The sequence below is a fragment of the Collinsella sp. AF23-4AC genome, assembly GCF_003462685.1.
In the GTDB taxonomy this organism is placed as follows: Bacteria; Actinomycetota; Coriobacteriia; order Coriobacteriales; family Coriobacteriaceae; genus Collinsella.
This window is the reverse complement of record NZ_QRVE01000019.1, coordinates 1-20,120: the sequence shown is the minus strand read 5'-3', so window position 1 is coordinate 20,120 and position 20,120 is coordinate 1. Positions and strand designations below refer to the sequence as shown.

Genomic DNA, 20,120 nt, shown 5'->3' with positions numbered 1-20,120 from the left:
GAAATATCGCTACTTGGAAAGCTCGTCGGCGAGGGCCTCGATCTGAGCGCGCGAGGCGTCGTTGAGCGACCCCAGCACAGTCACCTTGTTCTGCGCCAGAGTGATGTCCTTCATACCCTCGAGCTCCTTAGTCATAACCTTGGCAGCGGTGGGCGCCCAGGAGCCGGCCTCGACGAGCGCCACGGTGCGGTTCTGGTAGGCATGCTCGGCGAGCGTGTGGATAAAGGTGCTCATGAACGGGAAGATCTCGCCCTGATAGGTGATAGAGGCGAGCACCAGACGGTCATAGCGGAACGCATCCTCAACAGCCTCGGCCATATCGTCGCGAGCCAGGTCAAAGACGGAAACCTTCTGGCCGCGGGCCTCGAGCGCAGATGCGAGCTCTTCAACGGCAGCCTTCAGATGCCCATACACACTCGCATAGGCAATCGTGATGCCCTCGTCCTCGGGCTGATAGCTCGACCAGGTGTTGTAGGTGTCGAGGTAATAGCCCAGGTTCTCGGTCAGCACGGGGCCGTGAAGCGGGCAAATGATCTGGATGTCCAGATTGGCGGCCTTCTTGAGCACGGCCTGCACAAACTTGCCGAACTTGCCCACGATGCCAAAGTAGTAACGGCGCGCTTCGCAAGCCCAGCCCTCGGGATCCTCGATGTCGTTGGCGCCAAACTTGCCAAAGCCGTCGGCACTAAAGAGCACCTTGTCGGTGGCCTCGTAGGAGAACAACACCTCGGGCCAGTGAACATTGGGGGCACCGACAAAGGTTAGGCTGTGGCCGCCCAGGTCGAGCACGTCGCCATCTTTGACGACCATCTTGCGCTCGGAGAAGTCGGTGCCAAAGTAGTTGACCATCATGCGGAAAGCACCCATGCTAGCCACAATCTGCGCCTGGGGATAGCGCTCCATAAAGGCGGCGATACCGGCGGAGTGATCGGGCTCCATGTGATGGACGACCAGGTAGTCGGGCGTACGGCCATCGAGCGCGGCCTCGAGGTTGCCGAGCCATTCGTCGACAAAGCCAGCGTCAACCGAATCGGCGACAGCGATTTTATCGCCCAAGATAACATAGCTGTTGTATGCCATGCCGTTCTCGGACACGTCGTACTGGCCCTCGAACAGGTCAATGTCGTGATCGTCGACACCGATGTAGCGGATATCCTTGGTGATCTCCATCAGGCAAAGCCTCCTAGATAGACAAAAGAACCCGTCTATCATAACACTCGCCTTTAGAGCCACAGCTATCTACCGGCATCCTTATCGATTGTTATTGATGCGGAATATACCGCTTTTGACCTGCAAAAACTATGCGCGAGGCTCTGCCGTGCTATGTCGAACGATGAGCTGACCGGGGATGCGAATGGCGACGGTTTTGTCCGTTGCCCCCGCCTTGGGAACCGCGTGCTCGAATACCTCGCGCCCACGCTGATGCAAATCGAATCGAACGGTCGTGAGCTCGTTATGCGCGACAAAGTCGTCGAGCGAGTCATCGACGCCCACCACGCTCACGTCCTCGGGCACGCGCAAGCCGCTATCGCGCAGCGCTGCAATGACGCCATTTGCCGTCTGATCGTTTGCCGCATAGATCGCCGTCATGGTGCGATCGTGTTCGGCCAGGTACCTACCGGCCTCGTAACCGCTGTTGGCAGACCAGTCGCCCTCAAGCGGCTCTACCGGCTCGATGTGCTTACGCTCGAGCGCATCCTGCCAACCGGCGCGACGGAACTGCTCGTCGACCGAAAAGGACGGGCCGCCGATATAACGAATCTGCTCGTGTCCCAGCTCAAACAGATGATCCATGAGCAACAGCGAGCAGCCGTAATGATCGGAGTCAACCGTAGTCACCCGCGGGTGCGCATACATGGTAACGATGACCGTGCCAATACCCGGCAACGGATCGAACGTCTCAAAATCGGGAGCCATACGGCTCATGCCGATAATGATGCCGTCCACGGGCAGCGCGGCCATACGACGTGTTGCCTCGGCAAGAGAGAATTCCTCGGTCTTGGACATCTCGACCAGTGTGATGGCGCAATTATGCTCGCGAGCAGCGCTGGCGATGCCGTCGATCATTGAGAGGTTGCCAAACTTGGTGACATCGTTGACGCACAGGCCGACCGAATGGTAACGGCCGTCACGCAACGAACGGCCGGCATAGCTCGGACGGAAGCCGAGCTCTTGCATAGCGGCTTGCACGCGCTGGCGCGTCTGTTCGTTAACGTTGGGCAATCCGTTGGCAACGCGCGAAACCGTCTGTTGCGAAACACCGGCAGCGCGGGCAACGTCGGCCATGGATACCGGACGCGTACCCGTATCGTTGGAAGGGCGCCTTGCCACAAAATCACCTTCGCTCTCGCAGGATCTGAATAGTGCGAATGTCGGCCCGGGCAGAAACACACCCCGCGCCGAAGTCCGCTATCGTCGGACGCATGTTAACGTACTCTACTTTTTCTATCAGCGGTTCTTTTGCTCCATATGTCCATACGGCCACACCGTTCACGGCCGAAAATCTACCGATTACCAGATTCTCAAAAATAGATATGCGTTGTGTTATGAGTACGTTAACATACCCATTAACGTGCGGCGCCGCGACGTCTGGTTTGTGGTGCTCAAAATTGTTAACGTACTCATAATGACACGGACCAATCTCTCCGGCGTCAAGGAAAGGACCCATATGACCACCCCCGACGAAAAGACACTCGCCACCCTCACCAAGCTGTTTGAGGAGGAGTTTGGCCCCATCGGCGACCGCCAGGTGCTCTACGTGCACGCGCCCGGGCGTTCCGAGATCAGCGGCAATCACACCGATCACGAGGGCGGCCACGTTATCGCCGGCTCGCTCGATGTCGCCGTTGACGGCATCGCCGTAGCAACCGACTCCAACAAGGTCCGCGTCGCCGACGAGGGCTACCCCACGTTTGAGATTACGCTCGACACGCTGGATGTTCAGGAGTCCGAGAAGGGCACGTCCGCAAGCCTCGTGCGCGGTATGGCCCACGAGGTCGTAGCACTTGGTGTTGAGCCCAAGGGCTTCGACTTCGCCTTTACCTGCTCCGTTCCCTCGGGTGGCGGACTTTCGAGCTCCGCCGCCGTCGAGGCCGCGTACGGTCGTGCCATGGAAACCCTCTGGGGCGCACCCGCCATCGAGCCCGTCGCGCTCGCCCAGATGAGCCAGCGCACCGAGAACAACTATTACGGCAAGCCCTGCGGTCTGATGGACCAGGCCGCTGTGTGCCTGGGCGGCCTTGCCTACATGGACTTTGAGGATCAAGCCCAGCCTAAGACCCAGAAGCTCGAACTCAACTTTGAGGATCACGGCTACGCGCTCGTGCTCGTTAAGGTCGGCGCCGATCACGTGGCCGCCACCGACGACTACGCCGCCGTTCCGCGCGAGATGCAGGACGTCGCCGCCGAGTTTGGCAAGGCACGCCTATGCGAGGTCGACGTTGCCGACTTTGACGCCAAGCTCCCCGAGCTGCGCGCCAAGCTGGGCGACCGTGCCTGCCTGCGCGCCGTTCACTACTGGTACGAGAACGGCCTGGTCGATAAGCGCTGGGCCGCCCTGAACGCCGGCGACATCGACCAGTTCCTGGTCCTGACGCACAAGTCCGGCGCCAGCTCTGCCATGTACCTGCAGAATGTCGTTGCCAAACTGGGCTCCGAGCAGCCCTCGATGTATGCCCTAGCACTGGCCGAGCATGTGCTTGACGGCCGCGGCGCCGTCCGCATCCACGGCGGCGGCTTTGGCGGCACCATCCAGGCCTTCGTGCCGCTCGACCTAGTCGACACCTTTATCACCAAGATGAACAGCTGGCTGGGCGAGGGCTCTGCCCGTCACTACGCCATCTCTGACAAGGGGGCTTACGCGGCATGGCTGTAATGACCGACGTGTGCGAGGCCACGCAAGGCCTGATTGAGTATGCCATTCATCGATCCATGATCGGTCAGGACGATCGCATCTGGGCATACAACACCATTCTGGAGTGCATCGGTGCTACGGGCCCGGCGCTCGACATGGCCTGGGCGCTCCAGGTCGAGAAACTCTCGCTCTTGCACCCCGATACCCTGCCCGACTTTGACCTGGAGGGCACGCTCGCCGCGCTTTCCGAGGCCGCCGTTGCCAACGGTGCTGCCGAGGACACGGTGTCGGGCCGCGACCGCATCGCCATGCGCATCATGGGCGCGCTCATGCCGAGGCCTTCGGTTGTAAACGAGGAGTTCAACGGCCGCATGGGCGTCAACGAGCCCCGCGCCGCGACCGACTGGTTCTACGGTCTGTGCTGCGACGCCGGTTACGTGCGCCGCGCCGCCATCGCGCGCAACATCAAATGGCGCACCCCCACCAACTGGGGCGACCTGGAGATCACCATCAACCTGTCGAAGCCCGAGAAGGACCCGCGCGACATTGCCGCAGCCGGCGCCGCAAAGAACACGGGTGAGAAGTATCCCGCCTGCCAGCTGTGCATCGAGAACGAGGGCTATCCCGGACGCTCCGCCGCAGCCGACGGCGGCGCTCACCCCGCTCGCCAGAACCTGCGCGTTATCCCCATCCAGCTCGACGGCGAGCGCTGGGGCCTCCAGTACAGCCCGTACGCGTACTTTAACGAGCACTGCATTGCTATGAGCTCCGAGCATCGCCCGATGCACGTCGACCGCAAGGGGCTGACCTGCCTGCTCGATTTTGTGGACCTGTTCCCGCACTACTTTATTGGCTCCAACGCCGACCTGCCCATCGTGGGCGGCTCGATTCTGTCGCACGACCACTTCCAGGGCGGCGCGCACGAGTTCCCCATGATGCATGCCGCCGAGGTCTCGCAGTTTAGCGTGCCCGGCTTTGACCAGGTCAGCGGCACCGTATTGCAGTGGCCGCTTTCGGTGCTGCGACTGCGCTCGCACGACCGCGCCCAGCTGCTCGACGCCGCCGAGAAGATTATCCTCGCTTGGCGCGAGTGGACCGATGAGTCGGTTGGCGTCGTCGCGCGCACAGCCGACGGCGTTGCGCATAACACCGTGACGCCCGTCATCCGCCGCGTCGACTCCCGCGGCAATGCTGGCGGCGAGATCTACGAGGCCTACCTGGCGCTTCGCTGCAACATCACGACCGACGAGCATCCGCTGGGTGTTTTCCACCCGCATGCCGAGTATCACCATATTAAAAAGGAAAACATCGGCCTGATCGAGGTCATGGGCCTGGCTATTCTTCCGCCGCGCCTGGTTCCCGAGCTCGGCGCTGTCCGCGAGCATCTGCTGGCAGCCAAGGCCGATGCCAGCTACGACCTTGCCGGTGCGCTCGAGGGCGATGATCTATGCCGCAGCCACGCCGCATGGGCCGAGGATGTCTATGCCCGCCGCGCCGACGAACTTACGGCCGACAACGCCATCGATATCCTGCACGAGGAGGTCGGCGTGGTATTTGGCCACGTGCTCGACAACGCCGGCGTCTTTAAGTGGGACGAAGCTGGCCGCGCCGCCCAACAGCGCCTTATCGACTCACTGTAATGATCCCTTGGGGACGGAGGAAAACGGATCATTTCGTCTTCAAGACAACTGCGCCCGCCGGCAACATCGCCGGCGGGCGCAGTTTTTGAGTGTAGTCATTGGGGACGTTCTTGAATGACTAGTCAAACAAGAACGTCCCCAACGACTAATGACTCGAGCGTGGAAAATCTCCCACTTTGAGCTCGCATGGGCACCAAAAGCGGGAGATTATCCACGCTCATTCTATTAGGAGTCGCAACCGCTACAACTCTACGACCTCAACGTTGTTGTAAATCTCTTCCCAGCGGTCCATGACCAGGTGGCCGGTCTTGGGATCCATGGCGTTGAGCTTGCCGCAGGTATTGGCGGTCTTGAGCACCGTGACGTCGTCGGCACCGGCAGCAATGGCATGCGCAAAGCCGGCGATGGTCGAGTCGCCGGAACCCGTCGCGTTCACAGCCGCAATCGCGGGCGTCTTGGCGCGGAACGCGCGACCCTCATGGAAGCCCACCGAACCGGCAGCGCCCATCGAAACGACAACCCAGGGAATACCGGCAAAACGGCTATCGGCGGCAAGCGCCTCGCGCAGGGCATCGACATCATCGGTCGTAAAGGACGTACCCAGCAGGCCGTTAATCTCGGTCAGATTGGGTTTTACGAGCTCAGGCTTAGCGTCGGACTCCAGCGCAGCCTCCAGCGATGCACCCGAGGTGTCGAGCAGCACCTTGGCGCCCGCCTCCTCGGCGATCTTGACGAGCTCGGCATAGTAGCCGGCATCGACGCCACGCGGCAGCGAGCCCGAAAGCGTCACAACGTCCGCCTTCGCTGCAAGCTCGGCGAACTTGGCCGTAAAGGCCTCGAGCTCGGCCGGGGCGATCTGCGGGCCGCTCTCCAGCAGCTCGGTCTGATTACCCTCGTGCAGAATATTCAGGCAAATGCGCGTCTCACCGGCGATGGGCACAAAGTCATTCTTGACGCCATCGGCATCCATGAGCTCGGCCATATAGGCACCCATGTGGCCGCCAAGCAGGCCGGTCGCGAGCACGTCGTCACCCAGCTGCAGCAGCACACGGCTCACGTTGAGGCCCTTGCCACCAGCGGTCTTTTCGGGCGTGACGCGGTTAACGTCGTCAATGATCAGCTTGTCGAGCTGATAGCGCGTATCAATCGACGGGTTCATGGTAACGGTCAGAATCATGTTGAACTCCTGTTCCGGGGCGGCATGACCCGCCCCAAACATACGATAACTCGTTAAAGGATCTCGATCTCAAAGCCGCGGGTGACGGTCTCTCCCGGCTTGGCCACCAGGCAGCCACGCTTGTGCTCAAGAATATCGTCCTCGTCGGAGCAGGTGGACAGGCCGCCCCACGGCTCAACAGCCACAAAGTCGCCCTCGGGCTTGCTCCACACAATCAGGTACGGCATATCGGGGAACGTCAGGCGCACGCCCTTGTCCTCGGTTTTCTTGGTCAGCGTAACCACGCGGCTCTCGAGCACGTCGAAGATGGTCTCCGCGAAGTCGAAGAGTTCGTGGGTAAGCGGCAGGTTCTGGCCGATCATGGGATTCTTGCTGCGATGCTCAACATCAATCAGGCCCGTCGAGGGGACGGCAGTACAGAGCTCGGTGGCCTCACGCTGCTCAAAACGGAGCTCGTAGTCGTCATAGGACTCGCCCTCGTCGAGCGGGCACTTAAAGCCGGGGTGACCGCCCACAAAGAACGGCATGTCCTCGGTGCCCTCATTGGTCACCTCGTACGACACGGCCACCTTTTCCGAATCGATCGTGTAACGAGCGACGATCTTAAACGGATACGGGTACTGCTCGAGCAACTCAGCATGGTCGGCAGAGCTTAGGCTCAGCGCAACCATGCTGTCGCCCTGCTCCTCGAGCTTCCACTCCTGTTTGCGCGCAAAGCCGTGGCGGGCGAGCTTTACCTCGCGGCCGCCCATGGTCATTGCGTGACCGTCACGAAGGCCACCGCAGATCGGGAAACAAATGGGTGCCTGGCCCGACCAGACTGCCGGGTCACCCTGCCACAGGTACTCACGGCCGTTGGCCGCGATAGAAGTGAACGACCCGCCCGCCGTGCTCAACGCCACACGAATAGAACCGTTATCAAGAACAAACTCCATAGGAGCCTTCCCTTTCTTACGACAGCCCGCCAAGTCAATAGGGCTGATAGAAAACCGGCCCGCGCCCCCTCACAGAAACGCGAGCCGTAAATTGAAAAGCTGCAAATCGCCAAATACAGCCGAGAGCGAAGCACTCAAGCCAAGCAAGCAAACGTGTTATCGGAGCAGCTCGCCCGCCGGATTGCCTCTAAACAACAGAGATAAACCCCACAGTTCACCTCAACGTCAGCGAGAAGCCAGCTGGTGAGGCAAGGTGCCGTGAAGCGAGGCGGCATTGACCTTCTGGTCATGCCGCCGAAGCTGAACGGCAGATTGCCCACCAGATGGCTTCGCAGCGTCGACCCGTTACGCGGTTTGGAAAAACCGCGTAACCTCCTTAGTCGTGGTATTCGCCGCGGTCCCACTTCTCCAGGAACTCGTCAAAGAAGTGCGGGTCAGCCTGAGCCTCGGCGTCGGCCTTATTGCAGGCATCGATCTTGGCAATCAGGGCATCGTGCTCGGGGGTCTTCTCGTAGGGCTCCTCCAGGAAGGCAAGCATGATGTCGGCCATCAGGAACTCGCCGGTGATCTTGCCGCCAAAGCCCACGATGTTGGCGTTGAGCTCGCGACGGGCATACAGGGCAGAGGTCATGTCGCGAACCAGGGCGCAGCGGGCGCCGGGAACCTTGTTGACGGCGTTGGTGATGCCGATGCCGGTGCCGCACAGGGCCACGCCAAAGTCGGCCTTGCCGCTGGCAACAGCCTCGCCCACGGCCTTACCGTAGATGGGATAGTGCGTACGGGTGTGGCTGTAGGTGCCGCAGTCAAGCACCTTGTAGCCAGCCTGCTCCAGGCGGTCGGCCAGATAGATCTTCTCGTCCGTAACGATATGGTCGCAACCGATTGCGATGGTCTTCTTCATCAGAACGTCCTTTCGTCTGAATTCACAAGTTGAGGTAGAAGTTCGAGTTCTCGGTGGCTCTCGTTAGGCCATCTTGTTGAGCATGTCGACACGGATCTGGTGACGGCCGCCGGCGTACTGGGCGCGCAGGAACTCGCGGGCGATCTTCTTGGCGACCTCGGTGCCCACAACGCCCGGGCCCATGGTGACCATGCGCGAGCCGTTGTGCTCGCGGGTCATGTAGGCGGAACGCTCGTCGGAAATGTTGGCGACGACCATGCCCTTAATCTTGACGGCGGCCATATAGGAGCCGACGCCATACTTATCGAATGCGAAGCCCTGGGAATCCTTGTGCTCCAGCAGGTCCTTGGCAACGGCGGTCGCGGAATCAACAAAGTCCGCGGCAGGGGTCTCGGAATAGTCGACGACCTCGTGACCGTCGGCGATGAGCATCTCCTTGATGGACTCCTTCATCGACATACCGTCGGCATCGGAAGCGATTACAACCCTCATGACATCCTCCTTGAGAGATACGCAGGTGCGTAGTTTCTGTTTGGAAGTGTTGAATCGCGTTCAGGTCCGGGCATCTGAATGTGCGGTTCTTCACTGTTCATGTTTATTTGAACACATTCGAACATCGACTGCAACAACTATTTGTTTATCTTTGTTCTTTTTTGAACAAATACCATTCACAGATGATTGCTGACCACTTGGGCCCGGCGCAGACGTAGCGACCGCGTTTTCAACAAACAAAAGGGCGGCCGAGAACATGTCTCGGCCGCCCTTCTTGCGGTTAATCTTCCAAAGATCGCGTTGCCGCCTACTCAGACTGCCCGCTCTTCTTGGCATGTTTGGACGGAGCGCTCAAAAAACGACCCGTCAGATAGTTCGCGGGACCGGAGATATCGATCCCCAGCAACACGTGTCCTAGCCATAGGAACGCCACGAGCACCAGTAGAGGAATCACGCACGAGGTCACGATCATCACGATGACACCTTCGATCAGATCGGTCACCTGCTGCACGATCTCGTCGGTCATCTGTTTGGCACCACTGGTTACCGACGTGACGAGACCCGAGGCGCCGTCGGCAAGCTGCTCAAGCACATTCTTGGACTCTGTGGACTCGGTCTTTTTCTTGCTTACTTTGGAGCTGTCGCTATCTGCCGCACCCGCAGCGTCGGCCGCCTTTTGCTCGGCGTGCTCGATGCTAACGCGATACGTTTCGTCGACCTTCTGCGACACCCAAACGCTTGCAGGCACCAACGCCATTCCGATCATGGCGACCACCAGCACGCGAGTCGCCACGCGGCGCAGGACGGCGCTCGTGCTCCAGCGCCCGTGAATGCCGAGTGACACCGCAAAGAGCACCAGCGCAAACGGGATCAGGATGCCCAGGCCAACCGACCACAAAATGGTCAGCAGGTATTTCTCGAGGTAGAGCACGGCAAGCACGATGCCCAAGTTACCCGAAAGCTGTGCGAGCTGCTCGGCAACCGGTGTTCCTGTATCACCCGGCAGCGCGGTAATACCCGCAGACAGCGCCACGCACGAGGTCGTGAGCGCCAGTACGTTACCTTTCTTTTGATCGATGACCTCGATGGTGGAGTCCCAAGTCTTGGTATCGGCGAAATGCGGACGAGCCACAAAGCCCGACAGCAGCGCCAGTACCACGAGCGCAACGATAAAGCCAATCTGCAGCTTTTTGTTTGCGCACACGACATCGGACAGGCTGGGCTGCAGCTCGGTTACCGTCGTGTGCTCGGTTATCTGGACAGGACGCCCATGAGCCATCTCATGCGCATCTCTCTTTTGAATCGATCCGTTGTCCGGCATTTGGATACCTCCTCATTCCGGCGTTTAATGCGAAAGGAAGTATACCCACCGAGCAAAAATCGAACGGGAAGACGAACGGAGCGCACCAAGGCTGTCCCCAATGCCTGTCTCCGGATGAGTTGCGGTGGAATAGGGATTGTTTTGTGCCCGCCGGCCCCTATTCAGTCCCTATTCCACCGCAACTTGGAGGAGGACAGAAAAACCCTGCCGCGGGTAGCGGCAGGGTTTTTGGAAGGGGACTTAGTTGTGCGGGCTCGTTAGGCGAGCTTAGCCTCGAGTGCGGCGATGCGCTTGTAGGCATCGATGGTAAAGCGGGTCTGCTTCTCCAGGATCATGGTGGTCATGAGAGTATCCTGAGCATGGGCCATGATGAAGGTCATCTCCATCTCGCCGCCGCCAGCCTCCTGCGAAAGCAGCTTGGTCTGCGTGTCGTGAGCGCCGATGAGTGCATCGCTCGCATCCTTGTGCAGCTGCTCGGCCTTCTCAAAATCGCCCTCGCGAGCAGCATCGAGCGCTGCAAGCAGATCAGTCTGGGCGTCGCCCGCGTATGCGACAATCTCGAATCCAACCATCGAGATTTCTTCTTTGGTTGCCATATTGCGTTCCTTTCACATATGAACCAACGGAGAGCATCGCGTCCGGGCATACGCGCTGCGCTGTGTATGACAGGAACAGTAACATTCAAACAAAAAAGAACAGCGTAAAACGCAATTTCGAGCTATGAACGGTTGCTTTTCGCCCGTGAACGGTTTTTTAACCAATCCGGACAATATCAAACACCAAACACAATTATCGGCAACCCAAACAGGTCTTTACCCTAGCGTACATCGCGCACCGTATCGCCCTCGACGAGCACGCCCGGAAACAGCATGTGCTCCACACCAGGTGCAACGCCCTCGGCGCCAGCAATCTTGTCGACCGCCCACATGCCGACGCGCTTGTTGTCAAAACGCACCGTGGTCAGGCGACGATCGGGCACGATATCGCCCAGGCTGTCATCAACACCCACCACGCTCACGTCCTGGGGCACGCGCTTCCCGCGCGACTCGAGTCCACGGATGCAGCCGTAGGCCATGGCGTCGTTGGAAGCATAAATGGCCGTACAGGTCGGATCGTCCGCAAGCACCTGGCCGGCAGCATATCCGCTCTGTGCCGTCCAATCGCCACGGACGAGTCGCGGCGGCTCAATACCATGCGCACGCAATGTCTCACGCCAGCCCTCCTCGCGCCGCATGCCCGAAAGCGAGCGCTCGGGACACGAGATAAAGTGCACGGTCTTGTGCCCCTGCCCCAGCAAGTACTCGACAACTTGGCGCGAGCAATCGAACTGGTCGTTATCGACCGTCGAGCACAGCGGGTGCTCCAGCATGGTAACGAGCACCGTCTGCATACCGGGCAGCGGCTCGAAGGTGCCAAAGTCCGCCGGCATGCGGTTCATGATCACAACCATGCCATCCACCGGCAGCGCGCTCATGCGCGACGATGCGCTCTCGAGGGTATAGGGGTGTCCGTCTACTTTAGTAAGGGTGATGGCATAGCCGTGTTTGTCGGCAGCGGCGGCAAAGCCCTCCATACGGTCGAGGTTGCCGGTGCCGGTAATGTTGAACATGGCGACGCCGACCGTCTTGAACTTGCCGCGGCGTAGTGACCGGCCGGCAAAGTTTGGACGATAGCCGAGCTCGCGCATGGCGGCGCGCACGCGCTCCTTGGTCTCGGGGCGCACGCTGGGCGAATCGTGCACGGTGCGCGAGACCGTCTGCTCCGAGACGCCCGCGAGGCGCGCCACATCTTTGACGGATACCGATTTTTTAACAGCGGCCATAGGTCGATCTTTCTATGTCAACGATGCCATTGACGGCATCCTGCACAGTCATTTTGAACACATTTAAGTATATCCAACGTCTCTCCAACGATACGCTTACCACCCAAAACCTACCGTTCACCGACAATTCTGCTTCGCCGAACGGCTTTTGTCGCCCAAATGTTAACGTTGCCATTGTGCAAACACAGAGCCACCGGGCGGCTCAATCGTTTACACGCAAGGAATCGACGGTCTACAGGCACAGGGGCCACCGATTCACATCTTTTTTTGTGTCGCAAAATGGCAACGTCAACATTTTGGCAACCAGACGTCAAAAGCTACCATCGTTGCTAACCCACCGACTCTTAGGAGCTTTGCATGGAGCAACTCATCGCCACCATCGAAAAAGGCCAGCCCTTTTTCAACGCGATCGCCCGCAACAAGTACCTCAAGGCGATTCGCGACGGCTTTATCTCCGTCATCCCCATCATCATCTTCTCGTCCATCTTCTGCCTGGTAGCCTCGGTCCCCAACATCTGGGGTTTCTACTGGCCCGATGACATCAACAACGCCCTGTGGAAGTGCTACAACTACTCCATGGGCATCCTGGCCATCGCCTGTGCCGCAACCACGGCCAAGCACTTCGCCGACGCTCAGAACCGCGACCTGCCCAAGAACAATCAGATCAACTTTATCTCGTGCATGTGCGCGGCCATCATCGGCTTCTTGCTCCTTTCGAGCGACACGATCGCCACGGACGCTGCCAGCGGCTTCAACACGACCTACCTTGGTTCCAAGGGCCTACTGACCGCCTTTATCGCTGCGTTTGTGACCGGCATCATCTACAAGTTCTTCATTAAGCGCAACATCACCGTCAAGATGCCCGAGCAGGTTCCGCCCAACATCTCGCAGACCTTTAAGGACATCATCCCCTTCTCCGTCTGCATCACCGTCTTTTGGGTCTTTGACATCGTCTTCCGCGCTGCCTTTGGCTTCTGCTTTGCCCAGGGCGTCATCCAGGTGTTCCAGCCCCTGTTCACCGCTGCCGACGGCTACATCGGTCTCGCTGTGATCTACGGTGCCATGAGCCTCTTCTGGTTCGTCGGCGTCCACGGCCCCTCGATCGTCGAGCCCGCCATCGCCGCCGCTCTCGTTGCCAACATGACCGACAACTTGGCTGCGTTCCAGGCCGGCCAGCACGCCACCGCCGTCCTGACGCAGGGCGCCCAGTACTTCGTCGTCTGCATGGGCGGCACCGGTGCCACGCTCGTCCTGGTCTTTATGTTCTGCTTCCTGGCCAAGTCCCAGGAGATGCGCGCCGTCGGTAAGGCCGCCATCGTCCCCGTGTGCTTTGCCGTCAACGAGCCGCTGCTGTTCGCCGCACCTATCGTGCTCAATCCCGTCTTCTTTGTCCCGTTTGTCTTTGCCCCGATCGCCAACATCTGGATCCTCAAGGTCTTTATCGACTTCTTGGGCATGAACGGCTTTATGTACACCCTGCCCTGGACCGTCCCCGGCCCCATCGGCACCATCATGGGCCTGGGCTTCCAGCCGCTCGCCTTTGTGATGCTCGCCATCATCCTAGTCGTCGACTTTGCCCTGTACTACCCGTTCTTCCGTGCCTATGACGCCCAGAAGTGCGCCGAGGAGGCCGAGATCTCCCGGGAGGAGCTCGCCGCCAAGAACGCCGAGAAGGCCGCCAAGCTCAACGACGCCTTCCAGGGCAAGGCCGACGCCAAGAGCGTTGCCGCCGGCGCCGCCGCCGAGGCCGTGAAGGCCGACGCCGCTCCCGCTGCTGCTACCGCCGAGGCTACGGCCGCCAGCGACCTCAACGGCAAGCGCGTACTCGTGCTCTGCCAGGGCGGCGGCACCTCGGGCCTGCTCGCCAACGCGCTGGCCAAGGCCGCCAAGGAGCGCGGCATCGATCTTGAGACCGCTGCCGACGCCTATGGCAACCACGTGGACATGCTCCCCGACTTTGACCTGGTCGTCCTGGCCCCGCAGGCCGCAAGCTACCTGGCCGACCTGCAGAAGGACTGCGAGCGTGTGGGCAACAAGTGCGTCGCCTGCCGTGGTAAGCAGTACATCGAGCTCTCCCAGAACGGCGACAAGTCTCTCGCCTTTGTGAGCGAGCAGCTGTCGAAGTAAGTAACGCTTAGGGCCAGCCGACTATCCAAGACCGGCTGGCCCTTCGATTTAAACGATTGGATCATCATGTCCGTTAACCCCGCCAGCGTCACCAACCCGCCCGCGCAGTTTCCCGAGGACTTTGTCTTTGGCGGCGCCACTGCTGCCTACCAGGTAGAGGGCGAGACCCGCACCCACGGTAAGGGCAAGGTCGCCTGGGACGACTTCCTGGAGGCCCAGGGCCGTTTCTCCCCCGATCCCGCCTCCGACTTCTACAACCAGTATCCGGTGGACCTGGAGCTGTGCGAGGAGTTCGGCATCAACGGCATTCGTCTCTCCATCGCCTGGAGCCGCATCTTCCCCAACGGCACCGGAGAGATAAACCCCGAGGGTGTCCAGTTCTACCACGACCTCTTCGCCGAGTGCCACAAGCACCACGTTGAGCCGTTTGTCACGCTGCATCACTTCGACACGCCGCTGCCCCTCTTTGAGAAGGGCGACTTCCTCAACCGCGAGACCATCGACGCCTTTGTGGACTTTGCCACCTTCTGCTTTCAGGAGTACGCCGACCAGGTGACCTATTGGTTCACCTTTAACGAGATCTGGGCCGACGCCTCCAACACCTACATCGAGGGCACCTTCCCCGGCGGCGTCAAGGCGCACCTGGCCGAGGCTTTCCAGTGCGAGCACAACATGATGCTCGCCCACGCCAAGGCAGTGCTGGCCTTCCACAACGGTGGTTTTAAGGGCAAGATCGGCGTCATTCAGTCGCTGGAGTTTAAGTACCCGCTCAACGAGAACGACCCCGCCGACATCAAGGCCGCCAACAACGAGCACGTGCTGCAGAACCAGTTCCTGCTCGACGCCACCTTCCGCGGCGACTATGCCCCCGACACCCTCGAGTGCGCCAACCGCCTGGCTGCAGTCTCCGGCGGCACCATCGAGATCCGCGAGGAGGATCTCGAGATCATGCGCGAGGCAGCGCTCTACAACGACTACCTGGGCGTCAACAACTACCAGTGCCGTTTCCTCAAGGCCTACGACGGCGAGAACGACCTGCACCACAACGGCACGGGCGAGAAGGGTACCGGCCGCTGGCGCGTCAAGGGCATTGGCGAGCACGTGAACAAGCCCGGCATCCCCACCACCGACTGGGACTGGATCATCTATCCCGAGGGCCTGTTCGATCTGCTCGTCTACATTAAGCAGCGCTACCCCAACTACAAGCAGATTTTCATTACCGAAAACGGTATGGGCTACAAGGACCCCTACAAGGACGGCTTTGTGGACGACCAGCCGCGCATCGACTACATCGAGCAGCACCTGCGCTGGCTGCTTAAGGCCATGGAGGTGGGCGTCAACGTGGGCGGCTACTTCCTGTGGAGCCTGCAGGACCAGTTCTCCTGGACCAACGGCTACAACAAGCGCTACGGCTTCTTCTACGTAGACTTTGAGACCCAAAAGCGCACGCCCAAGGCAAGCGCCTACTGGTACAAGCACGTGGCGCAGACCCGTCGTCTGGACTAGTGGCTTGCGACGAGCGGAATTGCCCCGCTCACATAACTTGTCCCCATTTCTCAGCCGGGGGCGGCACGTCACACGGCGCGCCGCCCCCGGCCTTTTTGTTTTTGAGCGAGTCAGAATCCGTTTGTCTCAATCTGTAACATCCAGCCGAGTTTTTCGGTACTAACTGTTACAGATTGAGATGAACGCGCGGGCCAGTTCCCTCAATCTAAATCTGTAACATCTAGCGGGCTATTTCGCCTCCACCTGTTACAGATCGAGACAAACGGAATAAGCCGAGCCGAAAGATCTCAATCTGTAACATCTAGCAGGGATTTTCGGCCCTACCTGTTACAGATCAAGACAAACGAGCGGCCCGAACTTGCAAATCTCGATCTGTAACACGTAACCGAGTATTCCGGCCCTACCTGTTACAGATCAAGACGAACGTTCGAACCAATCCAAACAATCTCAATCTGTAACGTTTGGCCGAGTTTTTCGGTCCCAACCGTTACTGATTGAGACAATTAGATAGTCAAATCGCGCTTTCCAAGCAGCTATGAAGCACGGCTCTTTCCTTGCTTTCAGTATCACGAACATATTTTCGGTATCATTTAATGTTATTATGATACCGAAAATATGTTCGTGATACTGAACGGAGCAGCATGCGCCAGTTTGATTACGCCACAGTCCCAGCGGAACTCGAGGCAACTCCAATCACCAACCTTCTCCTCTCGATACGCGAGCATAAAGGCCGTCAGCTTGTTCTGGGTCAAGTCAGACCCGAGCTTCTATCGTCCCTTATGGAGGAAGCTAAGATCCAAAGCACCCAATCCTCCAACGGACTTGAAGGAATTGTTACTACCCAAAAAAGACTCAAAGCAATCATGGCGTATTCCGCCAAGCCAAGCTCCCGCGCAGAGGAAGAAATCGCTGGATACCGAGATGCGCTGTCGCTTATTCACGAGCAGCACGATTTCATTCCCGTAACGCCATCGGTCATTTTGCAGTTGCATCGTGACCTCATGGCACACACAGCAATCTCGTATGGGGGCCATTGGAAAGATAGCGATAACGAAATCATCTCCATCGACGATCAAGGCAATCGATTTGTGCGCTTTAGGCCGCCTTCGGCCCTGGCAACCCCCGGACTTATCGAAGAAGCCTGTCGGTCCCTCAACGATGCCCTATCTCGTCAAGTTTGCGACCCCCTCCTTATATCATTCCGCTTCATCTTCGATTTTGTCAGCATTCATCCCTTCAACGATGGCAATGGCAGGATGAGCCGGCTCCTTACAACGCTGCTACTCGAAAAGACTGGATACGACGTTGCGCGTTACATCAGCATCGAACGTCTCATTGAAGACAATAAAGCGCTTTATTACAACGCCCTCGCCGCAAGCTCCACTGGATGGAATGAAAATCAAAACACCGAAGTGCCCTTTATCCGTTTTATGCTCGGAACCATCCTGGCGGCCTACCGACAGCTCGAGCAGCACACCCAGATTGAATCTGGCACTCACCCCATGTCGAAGCAAGCACGTATAGCTGCTCTATTTCAGCAGAGACCCGGCGTCATCAAGAAATCCGACATCCAGTCCAACTGCCCCGATATCAGCGAGATAACCGTTAAACGAACCCTCAGTCAGCTTGTTGGTTGCAGCGCAATCGAGAAAACAGGAGCGGGTCGTTCGACGGGCTACATACTCAAAGACGTCCACGCCCTGGAATTATTCTTGCAATCCGCAATACCCGACGGCAGGTCAGAAATTACAAAAAAGTCCCCAAAGGACAAACTCCTTGAACGCATAAACCGCGCGGAAGATGAAAGCAAAGACGAACTCTACGAAGACTACGGTTCATTCTCAAGGAATATCAAAGCGAAATACGAAGTCTAGCCATACCTCAGAATGGCCTCACCCTTGTTGCCCAAAACTATTTGCGAGTCATTTTCCGCGTCATTGTAAAACGATAATCCCCGCGCCGGCTGGGGGACAGAAGTATCGTCTGTATCGCTAGCTAGCAAATGACCTGCGTGTGCTCCTCGATGGCGGCGCGATCTCCATCAGCAATACCCGGTTCGCACACCAAGGCGTCCAAATTGTCCAGGCGGCAGAAGGTGTAGAAGTCGCGCTTGCCGATCTTGCTGGAGTCGGCGATCAGGTAGCGCGAGTCGGCCTTGCTAAAGGCGAGCTGCTGGATGCGGCCCTCTTCCATGTTAGACGTGGACACGTCGCCGTTCAAAATGCCGTTGGCGCCGATATAGGCTGCGTCGATTCCCAGCGCGCGCAGGGTATCCTCGGCCATGGGCCCCACAAAGGCGGCGGTGCGGCGGCGATACATGCCGCCCACGAGGCACAGGTCGCAGTCTTCGCGCGCCTCGAGCAAGTTAAACACCGAAAGCGAATTGGTCACAATACGCAGGCGAAACGCCGGCAGCATCGAGGCCATCTGCTCAACCGTGGTGCCCGTACCCAAGAAGATGGTCGAGCCTTCCTCGATAAGCTCCACAGCGCGGCGCGCGATCTGCAGCTTTTCCTCGGCATGCTTAGTGCGCTTTTCGCTGTGCGAATACTCATGGCGCAGCATAGCGTGGGGACGGCCCTGTGCACTGCGGGCTCCGCCGTGCACGCGCTCGATCTCGCCTAGGCTCGCAAGTTCCTCAAGGTCGCGGCGGATCGTCATGTCCGAGACACCTAACGCATCAGAAATCTCTTTTACCGAGACCGTCCCCTGTTCCTCGAGCAGCTGACGAACCTTATCCTGTCGCTCTGCCTTAATCACGATGAATCCTCGCCGTTCTTTGCGCGCATATCATTCAAACAGTAACGAACAAATTGTATCAGACTCGTACGCGTCAAAAATGAACGCCCGAACAGCTCCAATCATCACTTTTTTGAGAAAAATACCCCCAGCTTTAGTGGGGTGTAGTGATAATCTCGCCTGTTCGCGCTACAGTTTGTCGGAAATACCTCGATGTTAGGAACCAAATGATCACTTCCGAGCTTTTCGGCACCGCGCCGTGCGGTACCCCCGTTCATCGTTACACCCTCGACGGGCCCGAGATCTGCGTTCGCATTATGGACTATGGCGCCACGGTGCTTGGTATCGATGTGCCCGACATTCCCGGCAACGTGCGCGATGTGGCGCTGGGCTTCGATAAGCTCGAGGATTACTTTGACAACCCCGCCTGCTTTGGCGCGACCATCGGCCCTGTGGCAAACCGCACCGCTGGCGCCACGATCGCCATCGACGGCACGGACTGGCATATGCCCGCCAACGAGGGCGCCAACAACCTGCACAGCGATCTTGAGCGCGGCCTGCATAAACGCGTGTGGGACGTTGAGCTCGACGAGGTCCACAACGCCGTGCGCATGACCACCTCGCTTGAGGATGGCGAGCTGGGTCTCCCCGGTAACCGCACCTTTACGGCCGTGTTTACCGTGACGCGCACCGGCTGCTTCCGTATCGAATATGGCTGCGAGAGCGACCGCGCCACGTACGTGTCCATGACCAACCACACGTACTTTAACCTTGCAGGCCATAACGCCGGCATGGACTGCGAACATTTCTTTGTCGCCAACGCCGCCCACTACCTGCCCATTAACGAGCAGAACATCCCCACCGGCGAGATTGCTCCGGTCGAGGGAACACCGTTTGACTTTCGCGAGCTTCGCCCCGTCGCACCCGGCATGGAGGCCGACGACCCGCAGATCAAGCAGGCCCGTGGCTACGATCACTGCCTGTGCATCGATGGCTATCAGTACGGCCGCAACCTGCGCCGCGCGATGCACGTCGAGGAGATGTGGACCGGTCGTGAGATGGACTACTACACCACTGCCCCGGGCGTGCAGCTCTACACCGGCAACTGGCTGGGCGACGAGCACGCCAAGGACGATGCCAACTATGGCTGGGGCGCCGGCTTTGCCCTCGAGGCCGAGATGTACCCCGACACGCCGCACCAGCCTCTGTTCCCGCAGGGCATTGTGGGCCCGGGTCATCCCTACAGCAATGTAATCGAATACCACTTTATGAGGCACTAAGCCCGCAACGCGACATATCGCACAGCAGCGCCCGCCGGCACCACCGCCAGCGGGCGTTTTTCTACCTAGTCATTGGGGACGTTCCTAAACGACTAGTCGTTGGGGACACTCTTTGCCGAATGTGGCCGCCGCATCATCGATGATGCCGTGTCCTCGCGCGCAATGGTGGCGTCCGTCCCGCTTCGACCGTCGCGTTACGGCGCGAGAACATCCAGCGGAACAACTTGGACGCCACGCTCGGTAACATAGGCTTGCGAACCAAACCCGATGATCACGACTTTCGAAACCGGCGGGTTGTTTCCGGCGGCAACCATGCGTTTCTCGACA

Annotated in this window: 16 protein-coding genes; 6 read left to right on the top strand and 10 right to left on the bottom strand. The window is 59.0% G+C overall.

What is annotated here, in order from left to right; genetic code table 11:
• Positions 1 to 9: 9 nt before the first annotated feature.
• Together DWY05_RS08670 and DWY05_RS08665 are read right to left on the bottom strand one after the other, a co-directional pair.
• Positions 10 to 1,170, bottom strand: a complete 1,161-nt coding sequence (locus DWY05_RS08670; protein WP_233504065.1) for an FprA family A-type flavoprotein — start codon at positions 1,168 to 1,170, stop codon at positions 10 to 12.
• A 129-nt stretch (positions 1,171 to 1,299) separates the two neighbouring features.
• Positions 1,300 to 2,286, bottom strand: coding sequence for a LacI family DNA-binding transcriptional regulator (locus tag DWY05_RS08665; protein WP_117821385.1), 987 nt, complete (start codon positions 2,284 to 2,286; stop codon positions 1,300 to 1,302).
• A 382-nt stretch (positions 2,287 to 2,668) separates the two neighbouring features.
• Between DWY05_RS08665 and DWY05_RS08655 the strand changes: the two genes are divergently transcribed.
• Both DWY05_RS08655 and DWY05_RS08650 read left to right on the top strand, forming a co-directional pair.
• The gene (locus DWY05_RS08655; protein WP_117821368.1) at positions 2,669 to 3,874 is read left to right on the top strand and encodes a galactokinase family protein; all 1,206 of its coding nucleotides are present in this window, start codon (positions 2,669 to 2,671) and stop codon (positions 3,872 to 3,874) included.
• The gene (locus DWY05_RS08650) at positions 3,865 to 5,493 is read left to right on the top strand and encodes a UDP-glucose--hexose-1-phosphate uridylyltransferase (RefSeq protein WP_370448093.1); all 1,629 of its coding nucleotides are present in this window, start codon (positions 3,865 to 3,867) and stop codon (positions 5,491 to 5,493) included. The genes DWY05_RS08655 and DWY05_RS08650 overlap by 10 nt, the downstream gene beginning before the upstream one ends.
• A gap of 241 nt (positions 5,494 to 5,734) precedes the next feature.
• On the opposite strand, the gene DWY05_RS08645 is transcribed toward DWY05_RS08650, so the two are convergent.
• The 7 genes from DWY05_RS08645 to DWY05_RS08615 all read right to left on the bottom strand — a co-directional run bounded on the left by DWY05_RS08645 (position 5,735) and on the right by DWY05_RS08615 (position 12,141).
• Positions 5,735 to 6,670: a hexose kinase gene (locus DWY05_RS08645; RefSeq protein WP_117821383.1), complete on the bottom strand. Its 936-nt coding sequence runs from the start codon at positions 6,668 to 6,670 to the stop codon at positions 5,735 to 5,737.
• Positions 6,671 to 6,723: 53 nt separating this feature from the next.
• The gene (locus DWY05_RS08640; RefSeq protein WP_117821367.1) at positions 6,724 to 7,605 is read right to left on the bottom strand and encodes an aldose 1-epimerase family protein; all 882 of its coding nucleotides are present in this window, start codon (positions 7,603 to 7,605) and stop codon (positions 6,724 to 6,726) included.
• 376 nt (positions 7,606 to 7,981) lie between these two features.
• On the bottom strand, positions 7,982 to 8,506 hold the full coding sequence (gene lacB / locus DWY05_RS08635) for a galactose-6-phosphate isomerase subunit LacB (protein WP_006234831.1): 525 nt from the start codon (positions 8,504 to 8,506) through the stop codon (positions 7,982 to 7,984).
• 63 nt (positions 8,507 to 8,569) lie between these two features.
• The gene (gene lacA / locus DWY05_RS08630; RefSeq protein WP_006234830.1) at positions 8,570 to 8,998 is read right to left on the bottom strand and encodes a galactose-6-phosphate isomerase subunit LacA; all 429 of its coding nucleotides are present in this window, start codon (positions 8,996 to 8,998) and stop codon (positions 8,570 to 8,572) included.
• A gap of 307 nt (positions 8,999 to 9,305) precedes the next feature.
• Positions 9,306 to 10,319: a hypothetical protein gene (locus DWY05_RS08625; protein ID WP_117821366.1), complete on the bottom strand. Its 1,014-nt coding sequence runs from the start codon at positions 10,317 to 10,319 to the stop codon at positions 9,306 to 9,308.
• 257 nt (positions 10,320 to 10,576) lie between these two features.
• On the bottom strand, positions 10,577 to 10,915 hold the full coding sequence (locus DWY05_RS08620) for a PTS lactose/cellobiose transporter subunit IIA (RefSeq protein ID WP_089572387.1): 339 nt from the start codon (positions 10,913 to 10,915) through the stop codon (positions 10,577 to 10,579).
• A 221-nt stretch (positions 10,916 to 11,136) separates the two neighbouring features.
• Positions 11,137 to 12,141, bottom strand: coding sequence for a LacI family DNA-binding transcriptional regulator (locus DWY05_RS08615; RefSeq protein WP_117821365.1), 1,005 nt, complete (start codon positions 12,139 to 12,141; stop codon positions 11,137 to 11,139).
• A 357-nt stretch (positions 12,142 to 12,498) separates the two neighbouring features.
• Here DWY05_RS08615 and DWY05_RS08610 point away from each other — a divergent pair, with 357 nt between their 5' ends.
• From DWY05_RS08610 to DWY05_RS08600, 3 genes are all read left to right on the top strand, one after another.
• Positions 12,499 to 14,268, top strand: coding sequence for a lactose/cellobiose PTS transporter subunit IIB (locus tag DWY05_RS08610; RefSeq protein ID WP_117821364.1), 1,770 nt, complete (start codon positions 12,499 to 12,501; stop codon positions 14,266 to 14,268).
• 66 nt (positions 14,269 to 14,334) lie between these two features.
• Positions 14,335 to 15,774 (top strand): 6-phospho-beta-galactosidase, encoded by a 1,440-nt coding sequence (gene lacG, locus DWY05_RS08605; RefSeq protein WP_117821363.1) that lies wholly within the window; start codon positions 14,335 to 14,337, stop codon positions 15,772 to 15,774.
• Positions 15,775 to 16,415: 641 nt separating this feature from the next.
• Positions 16,416 to 17,648 (top strand): Fic family protein, encoded by a 1,233-nt coding sequence (locus DWY05_RS08600; protein ID WP_117821362.1) that lies wholly within the window; start codon positions 16,416 to 16,418, stop codon positions 17,646 to 17,648.
• 121 nt (positions 17,649 to 17,769) lie between these two features.
• Here DWY05_RS08600 and DWY05_RS08595 read toward each other — a convergent pair whose 3' ends face one another.
• The gene (locus tag DWY05_RS08595; protein WP_233504064.1) at positions 17,770 to 18,534 is read right to left on the bottom strand and encodes a DeoR/GlpR family DNA-binding transcription regulator; all 765 of its coding nucleotides are present in this window, start codon (positions 18,532 to 18,534) and stop codon (positions 17,770 to 17,772) included.
• A gap of 206 nt (positions 18,535 to 18,740) precedes the next feature.
• Between DWY05_RS08595 and DWY05_RS08590 the strand changes: the two genes are divergently transcribed.
• A complete protein-coding gene (locus tag DWY05_RS08590; RefSeq protein WP_117821361.1) occupies positions 18,741 to 19,793 on the top strand; it encodes an aldose epimerase family protein in 1,053 nt (350 codons plus the stop codon).
• The last annotated feature ends 327 nt before the right edge of the window (positions 19,794 to 20,120 follow it).

Coding starts and splice junctions, on each gene's coding strand:
- DWY05_RS08600 (WP_117821362.1), top strand. CDS start 16,416: ATGCGCCAGTTTGATTACGCCACAGTCCCAGCGGAACTCGAGGCAACT.
- DWY05_RS08615 (WP_117821365.1), bottom strand. CDS start 12,141: ATGGCCGCTGTTAAAAAATCGGTATCCGTCAAAGATGTGGCGCGCCTC.
- lacG (WP_117821363.1), top strand. CDS start 14,335: ATGTCCGTTAACCCCGCCAGCGTCACCAACCCGCCCGCGCAGTTTCCC.
- lacB (WP_006234831.1), bottom strand. CDS start 8,506: ATGAAGAAGACCATCGCAATCGGTTGCGACCATATCGTTACGGACGAG.
- DWY05_RS08650 (WP_370448093.1), top strand. CDS start 3,865: ATGGCTGTAATGACCGACGTGTGCGAGGCCACGCAAGGCCTGATTGAG.
- DWY05_RS08610 (WP_117821364.1), top strand. CDS start 12,499: ATGGAGCAACTCATCGCCACCATCGAAAAAGGCCAGCCCTTTTTCAAC.
- DWY05_RS08625 (WP_117821366.1), bottom strand. CDS start 10,319: ATGCCGGACAACGGATCGATTCAAAAGAGAGATGCGCATGAGATGGCT.
- lacA (WP_006234830.1), bottom strand. CDS start 8,998: ATGAGGGTTGTAATCGCTTCCGATGCCGACGGTATGTCGATGAAGGAG.
- DWY05_RS08640 (WP_117821367.1), bottom strand. CDS start 7,605: ATGGAGTTTGTTCTTGATAACGGTTCTATTCGTGTGGCGTTGAGCACG.
- DWY05_RS08665 (WP_117821385.1), bottom strand. CDS start 2,286: ATGGCCGACGTTGCCCGCGCTGCCGGTGTTTCGCAACAGACGGTTTCG.
- DWY05_RS08645 (WP_117821383.1), bottom strand. CDS start 6,670: ATGATTCTGACCGTTACCATGAACCCGTCGATTGATACGCGCTATCAG.
- DWY05_RS08655 (WP_117821368.1), top strand. CDS start 2,669: ATGACCACCCCCGACGAAAAGACACTCGCCACCCTCACCAAGCTGTTT.
- DWY05_RS08590 (WP_117821361.1), top strand. CDS start 18,741: ATGATCACTTCCGAGCTTTTCGGCACCGCGCCGTGCGGTACCCCCGTT.
- DWY05_RS08670 (WP_233504065.1), bottom strand. CDS start 1,170: ATGGAGATCACCAAGGATATCCGCTACATCGGTGTCGACGATCACGAC.
- DWY05_RS08620 (WP_089572387.1), bottom strand. CDS start 10,915: ATGGCAACCAAAGAAGAAATCTCGATGGTTGGATTCGAGATTGTCGCA.